The sequence below is a fragment of the Serratia sp. CY81684 genome (genome assembly GCF_052166595.1).
GTDB classification, from domain to species: Bacteria; Pseudomonadota; Gammaproteobacteria; order Enterobacterales; family Enterobacteriaceae; genus Serratia; species Serratia nematodiphila.
Genome location: NZ_JBJNOO010000003.1, coordinates 1,248,412 through 1,267,213, shown reverse-complemented (window position 1 = coordinate 1,267,213; position 18,802 = coordinate 1,248,412). Strand labels below are relative to the sequence as shown.

Here is an 18,802-nt window from a genome sequence, read left to right as displayed (position 1 = left end):
CTTATTTTAAATACGCTTCCGCCAGCGCGCCCCAATAATGGCTGCCCGCCGCCAGGCATTCATCGTTAAAGTCATATCCCGGGTTATGCACCATACAGCTGCCTTCACCGTCGCCATTGCCGATCAGCAGATAGCAGCCCCGCGGCTGCGCCTCAAGCATGAAGGTGAAATCTTCGCTGCCCATCAGCGGCTTAGCGCCGTAGTGCGCGCGCGCGGCACCAAACTGCTGCTGCGCCACCTGATGCGCGAAACGCGTCATGGCTTCGTCGTTGACCAATACCGGAGCACTGTTGACATGAGTCACGACCGCGCTGGCACCGAAACTTTGCGCCTGCGCCTGAATCAGCGCGGGAATGCGCGATAACAGCGTTGTTCGCCATTCGCGCCCCAGCGATCGCACGCTGAGCTTCATTTCCGCACTATCAGGGATCACATTGGCCGCCTCACCGGCTTTAATGCTGCCGACGGTGATCACCGCCGCTTCAAGCGGATTGGTATTGCGCGATACGATGCTCTGCAGCGCAATGACAATGTGCGACGCCACCAGCACCGGATCGACCGTCAAATGCGGCATGGCGCCGTGGCCGCCACGCCCCTGGATCGTGACCACAATCTGATCCGAAGAAGCCATAAAGGGACCGTGCTGGAAAAAGAACTCGCCGGCGGGCAACCCAGGCATATTGTGCATGGCGAAAATGGCGTCGCAGGGGAAGCGTTCGAACAGCCCCTGTTCCACCATGCGCGCACCGCCGTCCAGCGTCTCTTCCGCCGGCTGGAAAATCACATGCAACGTGCCGTTGAAATTGCGCGTTTGCGCCAGGTAACGCGCAGCGCCAAGCAACATGGTGGTATGCCCGTCGTGGCCGCAGCCATGCATGCGGTTGGCTACGCTGCTGCTCCAGGGTTTGCCGTTGTTTTCCTCTAGCGGCAAGGCGTCCATATCGGCGCGCAGCCCGAGGCTTTTCACGCCGTCACCCACCCGCAGCGTCCCCACCACGCCGGTGCCGGCCAAACCGCGGTGCACCTCATAGCCCCACGAACTCAAATAGTCCGCCACCAAATCGCTGGTGCGGAACTCTTCAAATCCCAGCTCCGGGTGCTGGTGAATATCGTGCCGAATCGCCGTGAGCTGCGGTAAATACCCTGCAATAACTTTATTTATCATAATTAAATCCCTTTCCTTTCCATATTATTTATTTAATGAATGAATAAACAGGCGGATGAAAATAAAGGTATAACACGACGCGCGCCATTTTATTCCGGCACACCTCTACAGGTGAAATAATAAGCCGGCAAACGCCGCGCCCAGATAAAAAACGGCGATGATTCGCTGCATGCGCAGTAAAAGTGCAGAATGAAAGTCTGTTCGGAAATGCGTGGGCGGCAGCCTGCGCCAACGGCGTTTCATCGCCTTGTTTTTACACTAAAACCCCACCTGCTTCACATTTCTCATCCGACCTGCCGCGGTTCAGCGGCAAAACTTCTACTGTTAAAACGTCATCCCTAATAACAACGTCAATTTCTACCTCTGTACGCCAAGGAGTTGTTTCATGAAAAACATCAGGTCCGGACTTATCTGGCTGCTGGTGGCGTTGGTCGGCGCTTTCGCCTTCGCCATGCTGGCGCTCAGCCGCGGCGAACACGTCAACGCCGTCTGGCTGGTGGTCGCCGCCGTCGCCTGCTACAGCATCGCCTACCGCTTCTACAGCCGGTTCATCGCCGACAAGGTTTTTGAACTGGATGACCGCCGTCTAACCCCGGCCGAACGCCATAACGACGGCCTGGATTACGTGCCCACCAACAAATGGGTGCTGTTCGGCCACCACTTCGCCGCCATCGCCGGCGCCGGGCCGCTGGTGGGGCCGATCCTGGCCGCACAAATGGGATTCCTGCCGGGGACCATCTGGATCCTGGTCGGCGTCATGCTGGCCGGCGCGGTGCAGGACTTCCTGGTGTTGTTCATTTCCACCCGCCGCGACGGGCGTTCGCTGGGGGAGATGGCCAAACAGGAACTGGGGGCGTTTGCCGGGGTGATCACCATGCTCGGCGCGCTGGGGGTGATGATCATCATCCTGTCGGCACTGGCGCTGGTGGTGGTGAAGGCGCTGGCCGACAGCCCGTGGGGGCTGTTCACGATCGCCGCCACCATCCCGATCGCGTTGTTCATGGGCATCTACATGCGCTTTATCCGGCCGGGCAAAATCGCTGAAATCTCAGTGATCGGCTTCGTGCTGATGCTGCTGGCGATCGTTTACGGCGGCAACGTGGCGCAAGATCCCTACTGGGGGCCGTTCTTCACGCTACACGGCACCACCCTGACCTGGGTGCTGGTGATCTACGGCTTCGTCGCCTCGGTGCTGCCGGTGTGGCTGCTGCTGGCGCCGCGCGACTACCTTTCGACCTTTATGAAGATCGGCGTCATCATCGGCCTGGCCATCGGCATCGTTTTCGCCATGCCGGAGATGAAAATGCCGGCGGTTTCGCGCTTTATCGACGGCAGCGGCCCAGTGTTCGCCGGTGCCCTGTTCCCGTTCCTGTTCATCACCATCGCCTGCGGCGCCATTTCCGGCTTCCACGCGCTGGTCTCCAGCGGCACCACGCCCAAACTGGTGGAGCGCGAAAGCCACATTCGCTTTATCGGTTACGGCGCCATGCTGATGGAGTCTTTCGTCGCCATCATGGCGTTGATCTGTGCCTCGGTGCTGGATCCGGGCGTTTACTTCGCCATGAACTCACCGGCGGCGCTGATCGGCACCACGGTGGAAAATGCTTCGCAGGTGATTAACAGCTGGGGCTTTATCGTCACGCCGGAGACGCTGGCGCTGATCGCCAAAGAGGTGGGCGAGAACTCCATCCTGTCGCGCGCCGGCGGCGCCCCGACCTTCGCCGTGGGCATGGCGCACATCATCAGCGAGGTGTTCAACAGCCGGGCGATGATGGCGTTCTGGTATCACTTTGCCATTCTGTTCGAAGCGCTGTTCATCCTGACCGCCGTCGACGCCGGTACCCGCGCCTGCCGCTTTATGGTGCAGGATCTGGTGGGCGTGGCGGTGCCGCAGCTGGCCAACAACCGCTCCTGGTTCGGCAACCTGGCGGGCACCACGGTGGCGGTGGCCGGCTGGGGCTTCTTCGTGTATCAGGGGGTGGTCGATCCGCTCGGCGGCATCAATACCCTGTGGCCGCTGTTCGGCATCGGCAACCAGATGCTGGCGTCGATGGCGCTGATCCTCGGCACCGTGGTGCTGTTCAAGATGAAAAAGCAGCGCTATGCCTGGGTCACCATTCTGCCGACCGCCTGGCTGTTCGTGACCTCCATGACCGCCGGCTGGCAGAAGATCTTCCATGAGAAACCGAGTATCGGTTTCCTGGCGCAGGCGAAGAAGTTCTCCACCGGCATCGAGCAAGGCACGATCATTGCGCCGGCCAAGTCGCTGAAGGACATGGAGACCATCGTGTTCAGCAACCAGATCAACGCCGCGCTGTGCGGGTTCTTTATGCTGGTGGCGGTGACCATGCTGATCGCCGCCTTCTTCGCGATCCGCCGGGCGCTGCGTTCCGAACAACCGACGGCGCACGAGGTCAGCGCCGCGCTTAGGGAAGAGGCCGGCCGCAGCTAAACGAACCGAGCATCAAGCAAGGGCGCCGCGGCGCCCTTTTTACTGGCTTTAGCCTAACAGCGTCGAGCCGAACGCACCCTGCCAATCCTGTTCGAATTTCTCGACCGCGGCCTGCACTGCCGGCGCGTTCAGGAACTGCTCCGCGACGTCCACCGGCAGCGTGATGGCCTGACAGCCCGCGAGCAGACACTCCAGCGCCTGGCGCGGCGTTTTGAAGCTGGCGGCCAGCACCTGCGCCGACGGCGCATGCAGGCTCAACAGCTGCTGCAGCTCGTGCACCATTTCGATGCCGTCGCCGCCCTGCGCGTCCACCCGGTTGACGTAAGGCGCCACATATTCCGCCCCGGCCAAGGCCGCCAACAGCCCTTGCCCGGCGCCGTACACTGCGGTGCCCAGCGTCGGGATGGACATCGTTTTAAGCTTCTTGATCGCCGCCAACCCTTCGGCGGTCGCCGGGATCTTCACTACCAGCCCCGGTACCCGCTGGCTGAGCAGCGCCGCCTCCGCCACCATACGTTCCGCATCGGTCGCCATCACCTGCGCAAACAGCTTGCCGGTGCCGCCGAGGGCGTCGCGCAGCGCGGGCAGCACTTCCCAGATCGGCTTGCCTTCCTTCGCCACGATGCTCGGGTTGGTGGTGACGCCGTGCAGCGGCAGAATGCGCGCCAGGCGTTTTACCGCGGTCACATCGGCGGTATCGAGATAAAGCTCCATCACGGACTCCTGTGTCATGTTCTGTGGGCGGATTCAAACTCTGATCATCATAGGGCAAAAAAACCGCCAACCTTTGATCAAAATCAATTCAGCTTTCATTCGAAACACCTTTAATGGCGAAAGATTCAGCAACGCCAAACGGGTGACTCATGTTCTTCAATCTGCAGCGCTACTCGACCCATGACGGCCCCGGCATCCGCAGCGTGGTCTTTTTAAAAGGCTGCCCGCTGAGCTGCCGCTGGTGTCAGAACCCGGAAAGCCGCTCGCGCCACGCAGACCTGCTGTTTGACGAGCGCCTGTGCCTGAGCGGCTGCACGCTGTGCGCCGAGCGTTGTCCACAAGGGCTGCAGCGCACCGACGGGCCGCTGACGCTGCAACGCGAGCTGATTAGCGCAGACGATTATGCCGCCCTCGCCGCCACCTGCCCGACCGGCGCGCTCAGCCTGTGCGGCAGCCCGGTCAACCCCGACGATATCATGGCCGAGGTGATGCGGGATAAGCCTTTCTACCTGCGCAGCGGCGGCGGTTTAACGCTGTCCGGCGGCGAGCCCTTTATGCAGCCGGAGGTTGCGGCGGAACTGCTGCGGCGCGGCCGCGAGGCCGGCATCCACACCGCCGTCGAATCCTGCCTGCACGTTCCCTGGCGTTACATCGCGCCTTCATTGCCGTGGCTGGATCTGCTGCTGGCCGATCTCAAGCACACAGACGAAGCGCGCTTCAGAGCCTGGACCGGCGGCTCCGCCCGCCGGGTGATGAACAATTTCCGCCGGCTGGCGGCGCATGGCGTGCCAATGACCGTGCGCGTGCCGCTGATCCCCGATTTCAACGCCGATCGCCGCTCTGTCCACGCGATCGTCGACTTCGCCGCCGACGAGATCGGCGTATCGGAGATCCACTTTCTGCCGTACCACACGCTGGGCATCAACAAATATCACCTGCTCGGCGAGCCCTACCGCGCCGCCCGCACGCCGCTGGACGCGCCCGATCTGCTGGCCTTCGCCGAAGACTATGCCGGCGCCAAAGGCCTGACCGCCATTTTGCGAGGATAACGCCATGACCACATTGGATTTGACCACCCTCAGTGCCCGCATCCAGGCGCACAAGAACGCGCTGATCCACATCGTCAAACCGCCGGTGTGCACCGAACGCGCACAGCACTATACCGAAGCCTATCAACAGCATCAGGACAAGCCGCTGCCGGTGCGCCGCGCGCTGGCGCTGGCTAACCATCTGGCGAAACGCAGCATCTGGATCGCCAACGACGAGTTGATCGTCGGCAACCAGGCCAGCGAACTGCGCGCCGCGCCGATCTTCCCCGAATACACCGTCGGCTGGATAGAAAACGAAATAGACCAGCTAGCCGACCGGCCGGGCGCCGGTTTTTCGGTCAGCGAAGAGAACAAGGCGATTTTGCATCGTCTGTGCCCCTGGTGGCGCGGCCAAACGGTGCAGGATCGCTGCTACGGCATGTTCACCGACGAGCAAAAAGCGCTGCTGGCCACCGGCATCATCAAGGCCGAGGGCAACATGACCTCCGGCGATGCTCACCTGGCGGTCAACTTCCCGCTGTTGCTGGAGCTAGGTCTCGACGGCCTGCGTGAAAAAGTGAACGCGCGCCGCAGCCGCCTGCGCCTGACCGAGTGGGAAGACCTGCACAAAGCGCAGTTTCTCAACGCTATCGACATCGTGCTGGCGGCGCTGAGCGAACACATCCTGCGCTTCGCCCGCCTGGCGCGCGACATGGCGCAAAACGAACCGCGCACTGGCCGGCACACCGAGCTGCTGGCCATCGCGGACAACTGCGACCGGATCGCCCATCGCCCGCCGCAAACCTTCTGGCAGGCGCTGCAGCTGTGCTATTTCATCCAGCTGACGTTGCAGATCGAATCCAACGGCCATTCGGTTTCCTTTGGCCGCCTCGATCAATACCTCTATCCCTGGTATCGGCGTGACGTGGAGCTGGAGCAAAAGCTGGCGCGGGAAGACGCCATCGAGCTGTTGCACAGTTGCTGGCTGAAGCTGCTGGAGGTCAACAAGATCCGCTCCGGCTCGCATTCCAAGGCTTCCGCCGGCAGCCCGCTGTACCAGAACGTCACCATCGGCGGACAGAAGCTGATCGACGGCCAGCCGTGCGATGCGGTCAACCCGCTGTCCTACGCCATTCTTGAGTCCTGCGGCCGCCTGCGCTCCACTCAGCCCAACCTCAGCGTGCGTTACCATGCCGGGATGAGCGCCGACTTCCTCGACGCCTGCGTGCAGGTGATCCGCTGCGGTTTCGGCATGCCGGCATTCAACAACGACGAAATCGTCATTCCCGAGTTCATCAAGCTGGGGGTTGAGCCGCAAGACGCTTACAACTACGCCGCCATCGGCTGCATCGAGACCGCCGTCGGCGGCAAATGGGGCTATCGCTGCACCGGCATGAGCTTCATCAACTTCGCCCGGGTGCTGCTGGCAGCGCTGGAACAGGGCCGCGACGCGACCTCCGGGCAGATCTTCCTGCCGCAGGAACAGGCGCTATCCAAAGGAAACTTCGCCGATTTCGAGCAGGTCTTAGCCGCCTGGGATCGGCAAATCCGCTACTACACGCGCAAGTCGATCGAGATCGAATGCGTGGTGGACAGCGTGCTGGAAGAGAATGCCCACGATATCCTCTGTTCCGCGCTGGTGGATGACTGCATCGAACGCGGTAAAAGCATCAAGCAAGGCGGCGCCAAATACGATTGGGTTTCCGGCCTGCAGGTCGGCATCGCCAACCTGGGCAACAGCCTCGCGGCGGTGCGCAAACTGGTGTTTGACCAGGGGGCGATCGGCCAGCAGCAGTTGGCGACGGCGCTGGCCGAAGACTTCGCCGGGCTGGATGGCGAGCAGCTGCGCCAGCGGCTGCTCAACGCCGCGCCCAAATACGGCAACGACGTGGACGAGGTCGATCGGCTACTGGTGCGCGCCTACCAAACCTATATCGAAGAACTGAAGCAGTATCGCAACACCCGCTTCGGCCGCGGGCCGATCGGCGGTGGTTACTACGCCGGCACCTCATCGATTTCGGCCAACGTGCCCTTCGGCGCCGCCACTCTGGCCACGCCCGATGGTCGTAAGGCGCACACGCCACTGGCGGAAGGCGCCAGCCCGGCGTCCGGCACCGACCATCTGGGGCCGACGGCGGTGTTCAATTCGCTCGCCAAGTTGCCGACCGAGGCGATCCTCGGCGGCGTGCTGCTCAACCAAAAGCTGAACCCGGCGACGCTGGACAACCCGCGCGATCGGGAAAAGCTGATGCTGATGTTGCGCACCTTCTTCGAGAGCTACCGCGGCTGGCATGTGCAGTACAACATCGTGTCGCGCGAAACGCTGCTGGCGGCGAAGCAACACCCTGACCAATATCGTGATTTAGTGGTTCGCGTAGCTGGCTATTCCGCCTTCTTTACCGCATTATCCCCTGAGGCGCAGGATGATATTATTGCGCGCACAGAACATACTCTTTAAACCTTTGACTCTTAGCGGCCGCGCCTTGGCGGCCGCATCATCAGGCCGATATGAATTTACGACAACAGACCATATTGCAGTTGGTTAACGATCGCCGGCGGATCAGCGTCAATGAGCTGGCGCGCGCCTCGGGCGTCTCGGAAGTCACCATCCGGCAGGATCTCAACCTGCTGGAAAAGCGCAGTTATCTGAAGCGGGTGCACGGTTCCGCCGTGGCGTTGGAGAGCGACGACGTCGACGCCCGCATGATGTCCAATTTCACCCTCAAGCAGCGGCTGGCGCAATACGCCGCCGCGCAGGTCAACGACGGCGAGACGATCTTTATCGAGAGCGGCAGCGCCAACGCCCTGCTGGCGCGCTACATCGCCGAACGCAAGCGCATTACGCTGATCACCGTCAGCCACTACATCGCCAACCTGCTGAAAGAAACCGACTGCGACGTGATTGTGCTGGGCGGCATGTACCAGAAGAAAAGCGAGACCGTGGTCGGCCCGCTGACGCGGCTGTGCATTCAGCAGGTGCATTTCAATAAGGCGTTTATCGGCATTGACGGCTTTCAGGCCGAAACCGGCTTTACCGGCCGCGACATGATGCGCGCCGATGTGGTCAGCGCGGTACTGGCCAAGGGCGTGGAGAATATCGTGCTGACGGACTCCAGCAAATTCGGCCAGATCCAGCCCAATCCGCTGGCGCAGCCGGGGCAAATCAGCCGGGTGATCACCGATTCACGTTTGGCGCTGGAGTATCAGCATCAGCTGAAACGCCAGGGCGTACAGGTGGAATTGGTCAACGAATAACGCAGACCACCGCCGCACCGCGCGGGCCACGCCGCGCGTCTTTCCCCTTGCGCCGCAGGATTTTAAGACTATTTACCTGTTTATCCTTCCCGAGAAACCTATACTCAGTTTCGGCGACTTTTTGGCCGTAACCTGCTAATTATTCGGCCGTTAACAAAAAATGCCATTTTTTATATCGATACCGCATGGGAATCAACAGCAGGCCTGATTTATGGTTAACGCCTATACTTATAGGGCACTTCCATATAGCCAATGCTAAGGAGAAGTCATTATGATGATTATCAATAAACGTTTCGCCACCGCCGCTCTGGCTCTGACTCTGGCGTTTTCACTGAGCGCCTGTTCCAACATGTCCAAACGCGATCGCAACACTGCTATCGGCGCCGGCGCCGGTGCAGTCGGCGGCGCAGTGCTGACCAACGGCAGCGCTTTGGGCACGCTGGGTGGGGCTGCGGTGGGCGGCATTATCGGTCACCAGGTAGGTAAATAATCTGACCGAGAGCCCTCCGCCGACAGGCGGGCAAAAGCGCCTTGGCGCTTTGACGTATTAACCAATAACGATGATTTCAGGTCTGTTTTACGTTAAGTCTATAGTTCTTTCGCCGTTAACGGGTTAACCCCCGGCAGCAACAACCTCTAGCCATGCCGCAGCATTGCACCGCGGCATGGCGATTCACCTCAGCCGCCCGCCAGTTTGACCTTCATGCCTTTGGCTTCCAGCAGCTGTTTGAGCAGATCGCGTTTATCGCCCTGGATCTCGATGACTCCCTCTTTCACCGAGCCGCCGCAGCCGCATTTCTTTTTCAGCTCGGCCGCCAGTTTGTCGAGCGCGGCATCATCCAGATCGACGCCGGTAATCAGGCACACGCCCTTCCCCTTGCGGCCGCTGGTCTGGCGCTGGATGCGCACGACGCCATCGCCCTTGGCGCGTTGCGGTTTAACCTCTTCCTGCTTGATGCGACCGGTGTCCGTGGAATACACCAGACGGCTGTTATCGTCATTCATCATCGCTTCCTCAGGCCAAAGAGGCGCGGATCGCGCGCAGCGTCGCGGCCGGATCGGCAGATTGGGTGATCGGACGCCCAATCACCATATAGTCCACGCCGGCGGCCTGCGCCTGCACCGGCGTCATGATACGACGCTGATCGCCCGCCGCGCTGCCTTCAGGGCGGATCCCCGGCGTCACCAGTTGGAAAGCCTGCCCGCAGGCCGCCTTCAGCCGCTGCGCTTCGTGTGCCGAACACACCACACCGTCCAGCCCGCAGTCGCGAGTCAGGCGCGCCAGGCGCTCGGCGTGTTCCGCCGGGCTGGCCTCGATGCCGATGCCGCGCAGGTCTTCCGCTTCCATGCTGGTCAGCACGGTTACGGCGATCAACAGCGGCGCATCCGTCCCGAATGACGCCAGCGCTTCTTTAGCGGCAGTCATCATGCGAGCGCCGCCGCTGGCGTGGACGTTAACCATCCAAACGCCCAGTTCGGCCGCCGCCGCTACCGCATGCGCAGTGGTATTGGGAATATCGTGGAATTTCAGGTCGAGAAACACGTCGAAACCGCGCCCATGCAGATCGCGCACCAGCTGCGGCCCAAACAGCGTGAACATTTCTTTGCCCACTTTCAGCCGGCAGTCTTGCGGATCGATACGGTCGGCGAACGCCAGCGCAGCGTTCTTATCGGCGTAATCTAACGCCACAACGATTGGAGATGATTTTAAGTCATTGTTATTAGCGTTATTTTCAGACTTCATTTCTTCTACCTTTTGTAAAATGGAGATAATCAGGGACTCACCCGCGAAACTGACCGCCGCATTCTACATGTCGGGGGCCCGAAATCCCAGCCGCAGCGCGCACCTACGCTCTGTCATGTTACCTCCCGCCTTTGTCATGGCGCGTCAATGAACGCCCGTCAGCAATAAACCACGCAGCGTAAAACGCCGTAAAGATGCGTAAATTGTTAATCAGATATTTTGAATGACTTGCTCAGCATTATCAGATTTTCAATCGGCACGGATGCTTTATTATTCACCCCATCGGAAGCGAATGGCTTCCTTCCTAAATAAACAGACTGGAGTCACCCATGAAAACCATCAAATATTTTGCAGCCACAGCCGCTATCGCACTGACCTCTTTCGCCACCTTCGCCGCTGAACCGATCAGCAGCCAGCAGGCCGATAACCTGACCGCCGCCGGCATCGTTTCCGCAGGCCACGCGACCACCCTCAGCAGCCTGGAGAAAAAGCTGGCCGCTAAAGCCGATGCCCAGGGCGCCAGCAGCTACCGCATCATCTCCGCCGGCGGTAACAACATGCTGAGCGGCACCGCGATCATCTACAAATAATGTTTCCGGTACAGGGCCCGAACGTTCGGGCCCTGCCTCTGTTTGCCGCCTGAAAAAACCGCATTTGCCCCGCCCCGCTTTGTTACAAAAATATTAAATTTTTATTACACACTAGACACCCGATCGCCAGTGGCTTAGCTTGAAGGCATCTTCCTGCAGAAAGGCTTTCAAAATGAGCGAGATATCGACACTTACCATTAAAATTCCTCTGGAACTGAAGGAAAAAATCCGCGCCGCCGCCGCTGAAAACGAATTTTCGTTGAGCGTAGAAGTGTGCCAACGCCTGGAAAGCAGCTTCAGCGCGCCCGCCGCCAAGGCTGAAAAACCCATCAAGAAAGCGGATGAGCTGCACCACGGCGAAATCGACAATCAAAGCACCGAAGAAGAAATTGAACAGCCGCTGAGCCAGAAAGAGCTGAAGAAACTCCGCCAGCTGTTAAAAACCGGCGCCAAAGGCGGCAAGAAAAAGTAAGTATGAACATAAAAAAACGGGGCGATAAATCGCCCCGTTTTATTTTGTCGCTCCGCCGCGTTATTGCCCGTCCAGACCGCGGATCGGTTTGACCGATGACCAGGCGCGGCACGACGGGCAATGCCAATAGAGCGAGTGCGCGGTGAAGCCACATTTGTGGCAGCGGTATCGCGGCTTGGTGCGAATTTGCTCGCCGACCATATCGCGCAACAGCAGCAGACTCTCTTTCGCCCGGCCGTCTTCAGCGTCCGCCAGGTGATAATCCATCAGCCGATAAAACACCCGCATGGTGGGATGACGCTGCAGCTGACGGTTGATATAGACCTGCACCACGTCGCGCCCTTCGTGCTGCTCGATGATCTCGGCCAGCATCAGATCGGCGGTAGCGCCGGTGTTCTCTTCCACGCAGCGCTTAAGAAAATCGACCCAGTTGTGCTGTTGTTCCGGCAGATGCGTGTAGCATTCCTGCAGCATCGGCAGCGTTTCGCTGACCAACTCTTTATCCTGGCTCAGTACGCGTTGCAGCGACTCTGCCGCTTTGGCGTAGTCGTTTTGCGCCATGTAGATGCGCCCGAACATGATGGACACGCGCGCACACTGTTTATCGGCGGCGTCCGCCCGCTTGAGCAGGTTCATCGCCCGATCGAGATCGTCGCTGCCCATTGCCTGCAGCGCCAACTCACAGTAAAAGTGCGCGATCTCGACGCGTTGCTTCTCTTTGCCCAGCTTGACCAGCTTTTCCGCCACGTCGATCGCTTTCTGCCAGTCGCTGGTCGCCTGATGGATCACCAGCAGCTGCTGCAGCGCCGAGACGCGAAAATCCGCTTCGTCAGTCAACTGGCTGAACATGTCTTCCGCGCGGTCATACAGCCCGGCCGCCATATAGTCGCGGCCCAGCTGCTGCACCGCCAGCAGGCGCTGTTCGAAGGTCAGGGAGGCGCTTTCCATCAAGGCCTGATGGATGCGGATGGCGCGGTCGACTTCACCGCGCGAACGGAACAGGTTACCCAGCGTCAGGTGGGCTTCAACGGTGTTGCTGTCCTCTTTCAACATGTCGAGGAACAGATCGACCGCCTTGTCCTGCTGGTTGGAGAGCAGAAAGTTCACCCCTGCCACGTATTCGCGCGACAGGCGGTTGGCTTCTTGCTGTTTATCCTGCTGAGCGCTTCTGCGCCCCATGTACCAACCGTACGCGGCAGCCACGGGCAGCAACAGAAACAGCAGTTCTAACATAGAGGATTATTCCTTGCTGACAACAGGCTGAGCCGCCGGTTCAGCGGGCTGCTCAAGCTGCAGCTCCAGCCTTTTGATCTTGCGCTCGGCGCGACCCAGCGCAATACGCGTGCGCAGGTAGAACAGGCCGCAAATGATCCAGCCGAGAACGAAACCGGCACCAAACAGCGTGGCCAACAGGGTCGATACGCGATAGTCGCCCTGCGCAACCAGATAGTTAAAATTGACCACCTGATCGTTATGCGCACCCAAGGTGACGGAAATCACGAAGATCACCAGAACCAACAAAAAAATCAGCAAATATTTCACATTCTTTCCCGCGATGCCGAGTGAATCGGATGAACGATGCCAAAATGTGGCGTCCCTAACCCTTAAGTTAGCATTTCCCGCTGCGGCAGGGAAACCCTGCCGCACGATAAAACCACATATCTGCTGGCATATTCGGCAGTAAACGGTCTTAGCGAACAAATTGATGAGAAAGCTTCTCAAAACGTCGAATTTATAAGGATATGGGGGCAACCGGGCGAATTGCAATGGCGGGAAAATGTAAGCGGTTAATGCGGCACCGATCCGATGCCGCCTATTTTGTGACATAGTCACGTCAGGACATGATTAACCCACCATCCACATTGATGGTTTGGCCGGTGATATAGTCGGCATCGTCTGAGGCAAGGAAGGTCACCAGACCCGCCACATCTTCGGGTTGACCGGCACGCTTGAGCGGAATGCCCGCCACCCACTCGGCCATCAACTCCCCTTTGCCGTAAGTTTTTTTCGGGCCGCTGAGAATTTCTCCCCAAACGCGGTCGTTATATTCCCACATCTCGCTTTCAATGATGCCGGGGCAGAATGCATTGACGGTGATGCCATGTGGCGCCAGCTCAAGCGCTAAACTCTGCGTAATGCCGATCACCCCCATTTTGCTGGCGGCGTAATGCGGTGTGTAAATGAACCCGTTACGTCCTTGGCCAGAAGACGTGTTGATCAACCTCCCTCGGCGTTGGCCAACCATATATTTGGCCGCCTCCCGGCAGCAGAGCCAGACCGCCGTGGTATTTACCGCCAACACTTTCTCAAAATCGCTTTTGGGCATCTGGTCAAAACGATCGATAGTGATCACCCCGGCGTTCTGAATGGAAACGTCGATCGCACCAAATCGCTCCCAGACCTGACGATAAAAATCAACCACCTGTGTTTCATCGGTGACGTCGAGGATGACCGACAGCACCTCCGCCCGATAACGCTGGCGCAGCGTTTCCGCCGTGGTCAGGATGCGATCCGCATTCGACGCGATCACCAAATTGGCGCCCAAACTGGCGAAACGTTCGGCGATACCGGCCCCAATGCCGCGGCATGCGCCGGTAATCACCACGGTTTTCCCCGTGAAGTCACGATTCATGATTGTTCTCCTGTCATCAATGAGGCCGTCTGCGGCCGCCACAAGGTGCGCTGTACCGCCTGCCGCCACGCGCTGTAGTTTTCCTGCAACTGCCGGTGGCGCTGCATATCGGGTTTAAACTCATCATGTTGAGGCAACAGTGCCGCCAGTTGCCGATCGGTAGCTCCCCACAGGCTGCGCATCGCCATCAAAGCCGCCCCCAGGGCCGACAGTTCCGCCGTGTTGCTGCGCCACACCGGGCAACCCAGCAGATCGGCCTGAAACTGCATCAGCCAGTCATTGCGGCTGGGGCCGCCGTCAGCCATCAGCCCCTGCAGCGCAAAACCCGGTTGTTGCCGCAGTACGCCGATCACATCGGCGATTTGATAAGCCACCGATTCAAAAGCGGCCCGCACCAAATGTTCTCGCCGCGTGCCGCGGCTGAGCCCGCAAATCACGCCGCGCGCCTGCTCATCCCACCAAGGTGCGCCGGCACCGGTCAGCGCCGGTACAAAATAGACGCCACCGCTGTCGGGCACGCGAACGGGCAGTTCACTCAACGGCGCTTCACCCTCCGACGGCATGGCGGCGATATCCAGCATCCAGGCAATAGCGTCGCCGGTGTGGGGAATATTGCCCTCCAGTGCGTACTGCATGCGTCCACCGTCATGCCAGGCGATGGTCGTTGCCAGAGCGCTCGTGTCGCATTGCGCTTTGACGATTGGCGCCATTACCGATGAGCCGGTGCCATAGGTGGCTTTAACCTGCCCAGCCTGACCCAGCGCATGGCCATAAAGCGCCGCATGTGAATCCCCCACCATCGCAGCAATTGGAATGCCGTCGGCAATGCCTTCCAATCCCAGCGTCGTGCCGAACAGATGGCTGGAAGGATGGATCGTCGGCAGCGCCTGACGGGGAATATTGAACAGCGCCAGCATCTGCTCGTCCCACTCCCCGGATGCGAGATTCAGCAGTTGAGTTCGGGCGGCATTGGAAACATCACAGCCGAATGCCCGCCCCCCGCTCAACTGCCACAGCAGCCAGGCATCGATGGTGCCCAGGCACAGCTCGCCGTTCTCCGCCAACCGTTGTCCCTCTTCGCAGTGATCGAGCAACCAGCGCATTTTCGACGCCGAGAACAACGGTGAAAGCGGCAAGCCGGTAGCGCGGCGCACCGCTTCCTCCTGCCGATCGCGCCGCAGCCGTTCGCAGAAATCGGCGGAACGCGCGCATTGCCAAGTTAAGGCTGGCCCGATAGGCTGGCCGTTGGAACGCCGCCAGCCGATGGCGGTTTCACGCTGGTTGCTGATGGCGATACCGGCAATGCGGGATGCTCCGGCCAGCGCAATAGCCTCCCGCAATACCGCCAGAGAGGCGGCCAGCAAGGCCTCGCCCCGTTGCTCCACCCAACCGGGCTTTGGCGTCTGCAGCGTCAGTGGTCTGCTGGCTTTGGCGACGATCGTACCCCGCGCATCCACCACCACGGCCTTGGCGTTGCTGGTGCCCTCGTCCAACGCGACAATGCAATCCGCTTTAACCATGGCTCACCTCAGCCAGCGGCTGCACCGCTTTTTTTTCCAGGCGCTGCATCAGAATGACCTTGCTCTGCAAACGCTGCTGAAACTGGTCAATCACCACGGCGGTGACGATCACCAGCCCTTTAATCACCATTTGCCAGAACTCGCTGACGCCCAACATCACCAAGCCGTCCGCCAGAAAAACGATCACAAAGGCGCCGATGATCGAACCGAATACCCTGCCGCGGCCACCGCTGAGCGCCGTACCGCCCAGCACCGTCGCGCCGATGGCGTCCATCTCGAACATATTGCCGGTCATCGGGTGCGCAGTTTGCAATTGAGAAGCGATGACCAGCCCCACCAGCGCCGCACACAGCCCGGAAAACGCATAGACGAACATTTTTACGCTGGCAATCGGCACCCCCGACAGCCGCGCCGCCGGCTCATTGCCGCCAATCGCATAGATATAACGACCCAGCGGCGTTTTCTTGGTGAGATAGATCCCTAACAACACGATGGCCAACATCAGCCAAATCGGGTTGTAAATCCCCAGAAAGGTGCCGGATCCCAGGGCCGCGAAACCGGTGTTGCCCAGCGCTTCCAGGCCCACCAGATTGGGATAGGTTTTGCCGTCCGCCGTCAGCAATGCCGCCCCACGCGCCACGTACATTGCACCCAGGGTGCAAATGAACGGCGCAACGCCGAGCCGTGTAATCAGCGTGCCGTTGATCAAACCCAACAGCACACCCAACAACGCCACCGCGCCGATCACTTCAAAGACGTTGAGAAACAGCCGATTGCCATCCCACAGCGGGATACCGACGGTCAACAGCGCACCGGCAACCATCCCGCACAACCCCGCCACCGCGCCGACCGACAAGTCGATGCCGCCGGTAAGGATCACCAGCGTCATGCCAACCGCCAGCAGCCCGGTGATCGCCACGTGCTGCGTCATGATCAGCAAATTGGAGACGGTCAGAAAATTCGGCACCATGCTGCTGAAGAACAGCACCACCAGCAACAGGGCGATAAAGGTACGCGCCTGCAGCAAATACATATACAACCGATACTTGGTTTGCATTGCCTTATCCTTATGCGTGAGGGGTGGAGGCGCGGATCAGCGTTTCACGATCGGCCCGTTCGCGTGGCAGATCGGCCGTCAACTGCCCGTCCGCCATCACCATCACCCGGTCGGCCAGCGAGACCACCTCATCCAGCTCCGACGAAGAGAACATCACCGCCAACCCCTGACGCGCCATCGCGCCAATCAGGTGGTAAACGTCCGTTTTGGCACCGACGTCGATTCCGCGCGTCGGCTCATCGAGAAACACCACCTGCGGCCCGGTCAGCAGCGCCTTGCCCAACACCACTTTCTGCTGATTGCCGCCGCTCAGGCTGGTGATTGGCAGCTCCCGGTCACTCACCTTGATCGCCAGTTTTTCGATCATGCCATCGACCAACGCGCACTCCCCGGCCGACGCCAACGGCCGTAGCGCATTACGCCCCAGGCTGGCCAGGGTCATGTTGGCCTTAATCGACATCATCTGCACCAGCCCCTCCGCCTGCCTGTCTTCCGGCACCAGCGCCATGCCCAACGCCTTGCGTTGACGAAACCCCAACCGTTCCACGCTTTTGCCGTTGAGCAAAATGCGGCCTGCCGTCTGGCGCATCACGCCGTTGAGCACTTTGAACAGTTCGGTACGGCCGGCCCCCAACAGGCCATAAATGCCGATCACTTCCCCTTTGCGCAGTGAAAAACTGACGTCGTTAAGGCAATAGCCGCCGTTTTCACGCGGCAGCGTTAGCTGTTCGACCTTCAGCACTTCATCCCCTTGCTCTGCCGCGCAATAATCAAAGTGCTTGCTCTTTTCCCCCACCATCTTTTCGATGATCCACGGAATGCTGACGTTACTGACCGGCTCGGCGGCGACAAAACGCCCGTCGCGAAACACCGTGATGCGATCGCCAATCTCCATCAGCTCTTCCAGTCGGTGAGAAATGTAGATGAGGGTGACGCCGCGTTTTTTCAGATCGGCGATCACCCGAAACAGCGTGCGCACTTCGGCCTGACTCAGCGCCGACGTCGGCTCATCCATGATCAGCACCCGGGTGTCCTTCGCCAGGGCACGGGCAATTTCAACCAGTTGCTGATGACCGATACCGAGGCTGCCCAACGGCGTATGCGGGTCGATATCCAACTCCAGCCGCTGCAGCAAGGACTTGGCCAGCTGATACTGATAGTCCACATTGATACGGCCGCGCTGGAAGAACTCGTTGGCCATAAAAATGTTGTCCATGACCGACATGTTGGGGAACAGGTTCAGCTCCTGAAAAATAATGCTGATCCCGAGCCGCTCCGCCTGCTGCGTGGAGGTTAACGTCACCGCTTTCCCCTCCAGCTCGATGGTGCCCGAAGACGGGGTTTCCACCCCCGCCAACAGCTTCATCATGGTCGACTTGCCGGCGCCGTTTTCGCCGATCAGCACGTTGACCTGATTGCGAAACACTTGATAACTCACGCTATCCAACGCGGTGACGCCAGGATAGAGACGCGAAACGTTGCGCGTTTGAATAATGATCGAATCGCTCATCACGCCCCCTTAAGGTTGAATGCGTACCGGCGTGATCAACAGCGGCTCGGCAGGCGCCTGCCAGCTGCTGAATACGCCATACACGGTAATGTGGTCACCCACCTTGGGTTGGAAGCCGGTCAGTTCGTCGATCGAAGCCAGGTTAATTGCCCTGGCAAAATCGCCGAACAGCGCCTGGTCATTGAAATCGCTGTAACTCAGGCCGCGATAGCTGTCGCGCAACGCCGTGCCGCGATAAACCGGCCCGATCTGCACCTCTACGCTGCTGAGCGGCGCATCGGTCAGTTTGAGCGTTACTTTTCCGCTGCGTGAACGGGTGTTGACCGCCGCAATTTCACCGCTGACCTTAACGTTGAAATAACAAGGAAACTCCGGTTGAGCGCGGTACCCCAACTGGCCGCAGGCGCTGTCAAAATCCTTGGCCTGGGCGATCCGGGCGATCAGCTCGCCCAGCGGCTGCGCCGTTTTGACCACTTGCGGGGCGATTTGGCTGCGGTAAATCTCCGCCGCCTGCGCCACATGGGGATTCACCGGGGAGCGAAGCTCCGCCAGCTTTTTCTCCGAGACGATACGACAACCGCTCAACGCCAGGACGACGATGACGGTCAACGCAATGCGCATCGACATAACAACACCTCCGATCGCACCCCGCCGCCAGGACGG

The 18,802-nt window shown here is 59.8% G+C and carries 18 protein-coding genes; 7 read left to right on the top strand and 11 right to left on the bottom strand.

Translation table 11 applies throughout. The features are described from left to right. Position 1 precedes the first annotated feature (1 nt). Positions 2–1,165 (bottom strand): M20 aminoacylase family protein, encoded by a 1,164-nt coding sequence (locus ACJ8QF_RS13930; protein WP_442537589.1) that lies wholly within the window; start codon positions 1,163–1,165, stop codon positions 2–4. 385 nt (positions 1,166–1,550) lie between these two features. On the opposite strand from ACJ8QF_RS13930, the gene ACJ8QF_RS13925 reads away from it, so the two are divergent. Further along, complete coding sequence (locus ACJ8QF_RS13925; protein WP_004930612.1) at positions 1,551–3,617, top strand: carbon starvation CstA family protein; 2,067 nt, start codon at positions 1,551–1,553, stop codon at positions 3,615–3,617. A gap of 48 nt (positions 3,618–3,665) precedes the next feature. Here the strand turns inward: ACJ8QF_RS13925 and fsa are convergent, their stop codons facing one another. After that, positions 3,666–4,331, bottom strand: coding sequence for a fructose-6-phosphate aldolase (fsa, locus tag ACJ8QF_RS13920; protein WP_004930615.1), 666 nt, complete (start codon positions 4,329–4,331; stop codon positions 3,666–3,668). A gap of 149 nt (positions 4,332–4,480) precedes the next feature. On the opposite strand from fsa, the gene ACJ8QF_RS13915 reads away from it, so the two are divergent. From ACJ8QF_RS13915 to osmB, 4 genes are all read left to right on the top strand, one after another. Next, positions 4,481–5,380 carry a glycyl-radical enzyme activating protein gene (locus tag ACJ8QF_RS13915; protein WP_440484238.1) on the top strand — a complete coding sequence of 300 codons (900 nt, stop codon included), beginning with the start codon at positions 4,481–4,483 and terminating at the stop codon, positions 5,378–5,380. Positions 5,381–5,384: 4 nt separating this feature from the next. Further along, positions 5,385–7,817: a formate C-acetyltransferase/glycerol dehydratase family glycyl radical enzyme gene (locus ACJ8QF_RS13910; RefSeq protein WP_442537588.1), complete on the top strand. Its 2,433-nt coding sequence runs from the start codon at positions 5,385–5,387 to the stop codon at positions 7,815–7,817. A 50-nt stretch (positions 7,818–7,867) separates the two neighbouring features. Continuing rightward, a complete protein-coding gene (locus tag ACJ8QF_RS13905) occupies positions 7,868–8,614 on the top strand; it encodes a DeoR/GlpR family DNA-binding transcription regulator (protein ID WP_004930631.1) in 747 nt (248 codons plus the stop codon). Between the two features lie 271 nt (positions 8,615–8,885). After that, positions 8,886–9,104 carry an osmotically-inducible lipoprotein OsmB gene (gene osmB, locus ACJ8QF_RS13900; protein WP_004930634.1) on the top strand — a complete coding sequence of 73 codons (219 nt, stop codon included), beginning with the start codon at positions 8,886–8,888 and terminating at the stop codon, positions 9,102–9,104. A 188-nt stretch (positions 9,105–9,292) separates the two neighbouring features. On the opposite strand, the gene yciH is transcribed toward osmB, so the two are convergent. Together yciH and pyrF are read right to left on the bottom strand one after the other, a co-directional pair. After that, entirely contained in the window at positions 9,293–9,619 is a 327-nt protein-coding gene (gene yciH, locus ACJ8QF_RS13895) for a stress response translation initiation inhibitor YciH (RefSeq protein WP_004930637.1), read from the bottom strand. A 10-nt stretch (positions 9,620–9,629) separates the two neighbouring features. After that, positions 9,630–10,358: an orotidine-5'-phosphate decarboxylase gene (gene pyrF, locus ACJ8QF_RS13890; RefSeq protein ID WP_004930640.1), complete on the bottom strand. Its 729-nt coding sequence runs from the start codon at positions 10,356–10,358 to the stop codon at positions 9,630–9,632. Between the two features lie 329 nt (positions 10,359–10,687). Between pyrF and bhsA the strand changes: the two genes are divergently transcribed. Continuing rightward, positions 10,688–10,948: a multiple stress resistance protein BhsA gene (gene bhsA / locus ACJ8QF_RS13885; RefSeq protein ID WP_088381650.1), complete on the top strand. Its 261-nt coding sequence runs from the start codon at positions 10,688–10,690 to the stop codon at positions 10,946–10,948. 172 nt (positions 10,949–11,120) lie between these two features. Next, a complete protein-coding gene (locus ACJ8QF_RS13880; protein WP_442518193.1) occupies positions 11,121–11,420 on the top strand; it encodes an Arc family DNA-binding protein in 300 nt (99 codons plus the stop codon). A gap of 60 nt (positions 11,421–11,480) precedes the next feature. Here the strand turns inward: ACJ8QF_RS13880 and lapB are convergent, their stop codons facing one another. The 7 genes from lapB to ACJ8QF_RS13845 form a co-directional block, all read right to left on the bottom strand. Beyond that, entirely contained in the window at positions 11,481–12,653 is a 1,173-nt protein-coding gene (gene lapB, locus ACJ8QF_RS13875) for a lipopolysaccharide assembly protein LapB (protein WP_049187862.1), read from the bottom strand. Positions 12,654–12,659: 6 nt separating this feature from the next. After that, entirely contained in the window at positions 12,660–12,962 is a 303-nt protein-coding gene (locus tag ACJ8QF_RS13870; RefSeq protein ID WP_004930650.1) for a LapA family protein, read from the bottom strand. 292 nt (positions 12,963–13,254) lie between these two features. Beyond that, complete coding sequence (locus tag ACJ8QF_RS13865; protein ID WP_154870301.1) at positions 13,255–14,052, bottom strand: SDR family oxidoreductase; 798 nt, start codon at positions 14,050–14,052, stop codon at positions 13,255–13,257. Next, entirely contained in the window at positions 14,049–15,572 is a 1,524-nt protein-coding gene (locus tag ACJ8QF_RS13860; RefSeq protein ID WP_154870300.1) for an FGGY family carbohydrate kinase, read from the bottom strand. Before ACJ8QF_RS13860 ends, ACJ8QF_RS13865 begins: the two co-directional genes overlap by 4 nt. After that, positions 15,565–16,629, bottom strand: a complete 1,065-nt coding sequence (locus ACJ8QF_RS13855; RefSeq protein WP_004930657.1) for an ABC transporter permease — start codon at positions 16,627–16,629, stop codon at positions 15,565–15,567. Before ACJ8QF_RS13855 ends, ACJ8QF_RS13860 begins: the two co-directional genes overlap by 8 nt. Positions 16,630–16,639: 10 nt before the next feature. After that, positions 16,640–18,139, bottom strand: a complete 1,500-nt coding sequence (locus ACJ8QF_RS13850; protein WP_442537587.1) for a sugar ABC transporter ATP-binding protein — start codon at positions 18,137–18,139, stop codon at positions 16,640–16,642. Positions 18,140–18,148: 9 nt separating this feature from the next. After that, positions 18,149–18,766, bottom strand: coding sequence for a DUF2291 family protein (locus tag ACJ8QF_RS13845; protein ID WP_442537586.1), 618 nt, complete (start codon positions 18,764–18,766; stop codon positions 18,149–18,151). Positions 18,767–18,802 lie beyond the last annotated feature (36 nt).

Excerpts from the sequence above, each read along its gene's own strand:
- osmB (WP_004930634.1), top strand. The coding sequence starts at position 8,886 with ATGATGATTATCAATAAACGTTTCGCCACCGCCGCTCTGGCTCTGACT.
- fsa (WP_004930615.1), bottom strand. The coding sequence starts at position 4,331 with ATGGAGCTTTATCTCGATACCGCCGATGTGACCGCGGTAAAACGCCTG.
- ACJ8QF_RS13910 (WP_442537588.1), top strand. The coding sequence starts at position 5,385 with ATGACCACATTGGATTTGACCACCCTCAGTGCCCGCATCCAGGCGCAC.
- bhsA (WP_088381650.1), top strand. The coding sequence starts at position 10,688 with ATGAAAACCATCAAATATTTTGCAGCCACAGCCGCTATCGCACTGACC.
- ACJ8QF_RS13905 (WP_004930631.1), top strand. The coding sequence starts at position 7,868 with ATGAATTTACGACAACAGACCATATTGCAGTTGGTTAACGATCGCCGG.
- ACJ8QF_RS13865 (WP_154870301.1), bottom strand. The coding sequence starts at position 14,052 with ATGAATCGTGACTTCACGGGGAAAACCGTGGTGATTACCGGCGCATGC.
- ACJ8QF_RS13855 (WP_004930657.1), bottom strand. The coding sequence starts at position 16,629 with ATGCAAACCAAGTATCGGTTGTATATGTATTTGCTGCAGGCGCGTACC.
- ACJ8QF_RS13845 (WP_442537586.1), bottom strand. The coding sequence starts at position 18,766 with ATGTCGATGCGCATTGCGTTGACCGTCATCGTCGTCCTGGCGTTGAGC.
- ACJ8QF_RS13860 (WP_154870300.1), bottom strand. The coding sequence starts at position 15,572 with ATGGTTAAAGCGGATTGCATTGTCGCGTTGGACGAGGGCACCAGCAAC.
- yciH (WP_004930637.1), bottom strand. The coding sequence starts at position 9,619 with ATGAATGACGATAACAGCCGTCTGGTGTATTCCACGGACACCGGTCGC.
- ACJ8QF_RS13880 (WP_442518193.1), top strand. The coding sequence starts at position 11,121 with ATGAGCGAGATATCGACACTTACCATTAAAATTCCTCTGGAACTGAAG.
- pyrF (WP_004930640.1), bottom strand. The coding sequence starts at position 10,358 with ATGAAGTCTGAAAATAACGCTAATAACAATGACTTAAAATCATCTCCA.
- ACJ8QF_RS13850 (WP_442537587.1), bottom strand. The coding sequence starts at position 18,139 with ATGAGCGATTCGATCATTATTCAAACGCGCAACGTTTCGCGTCTCTAT.
- ACJ8QF_RS13925 (WP_004930612.1), top strand. The coding sequence starts at position 1,551 with ATGAAAAACATCAGGTCCGGACTTATCTGGCTGCTGGTGGCGTTGGTC.
- ACJ8QF_RS13930 (WP_442537589.1), bottom strand. The coding sequence starts at position 1,165 with ATGATAAATAAAGTTATTGCAGGGTATTTACCGCAGCTCACGGCGATT.
- ACJ8QF_RS13915 (WP_440484238.1), top strand. The coding sequence starts at position 4,481 with ATGTTCTTCAATCTGCAGCGCTACTCGACCCATGACGGCCCCGGCATC.
- lapB (WP_049187862.1), bottom strand. The coding sequence starts at position 12,653 with ATGTTAGAACTGCTGTTTCTGTTGCTGCCCGTGGCTGCCGCGTACGGT.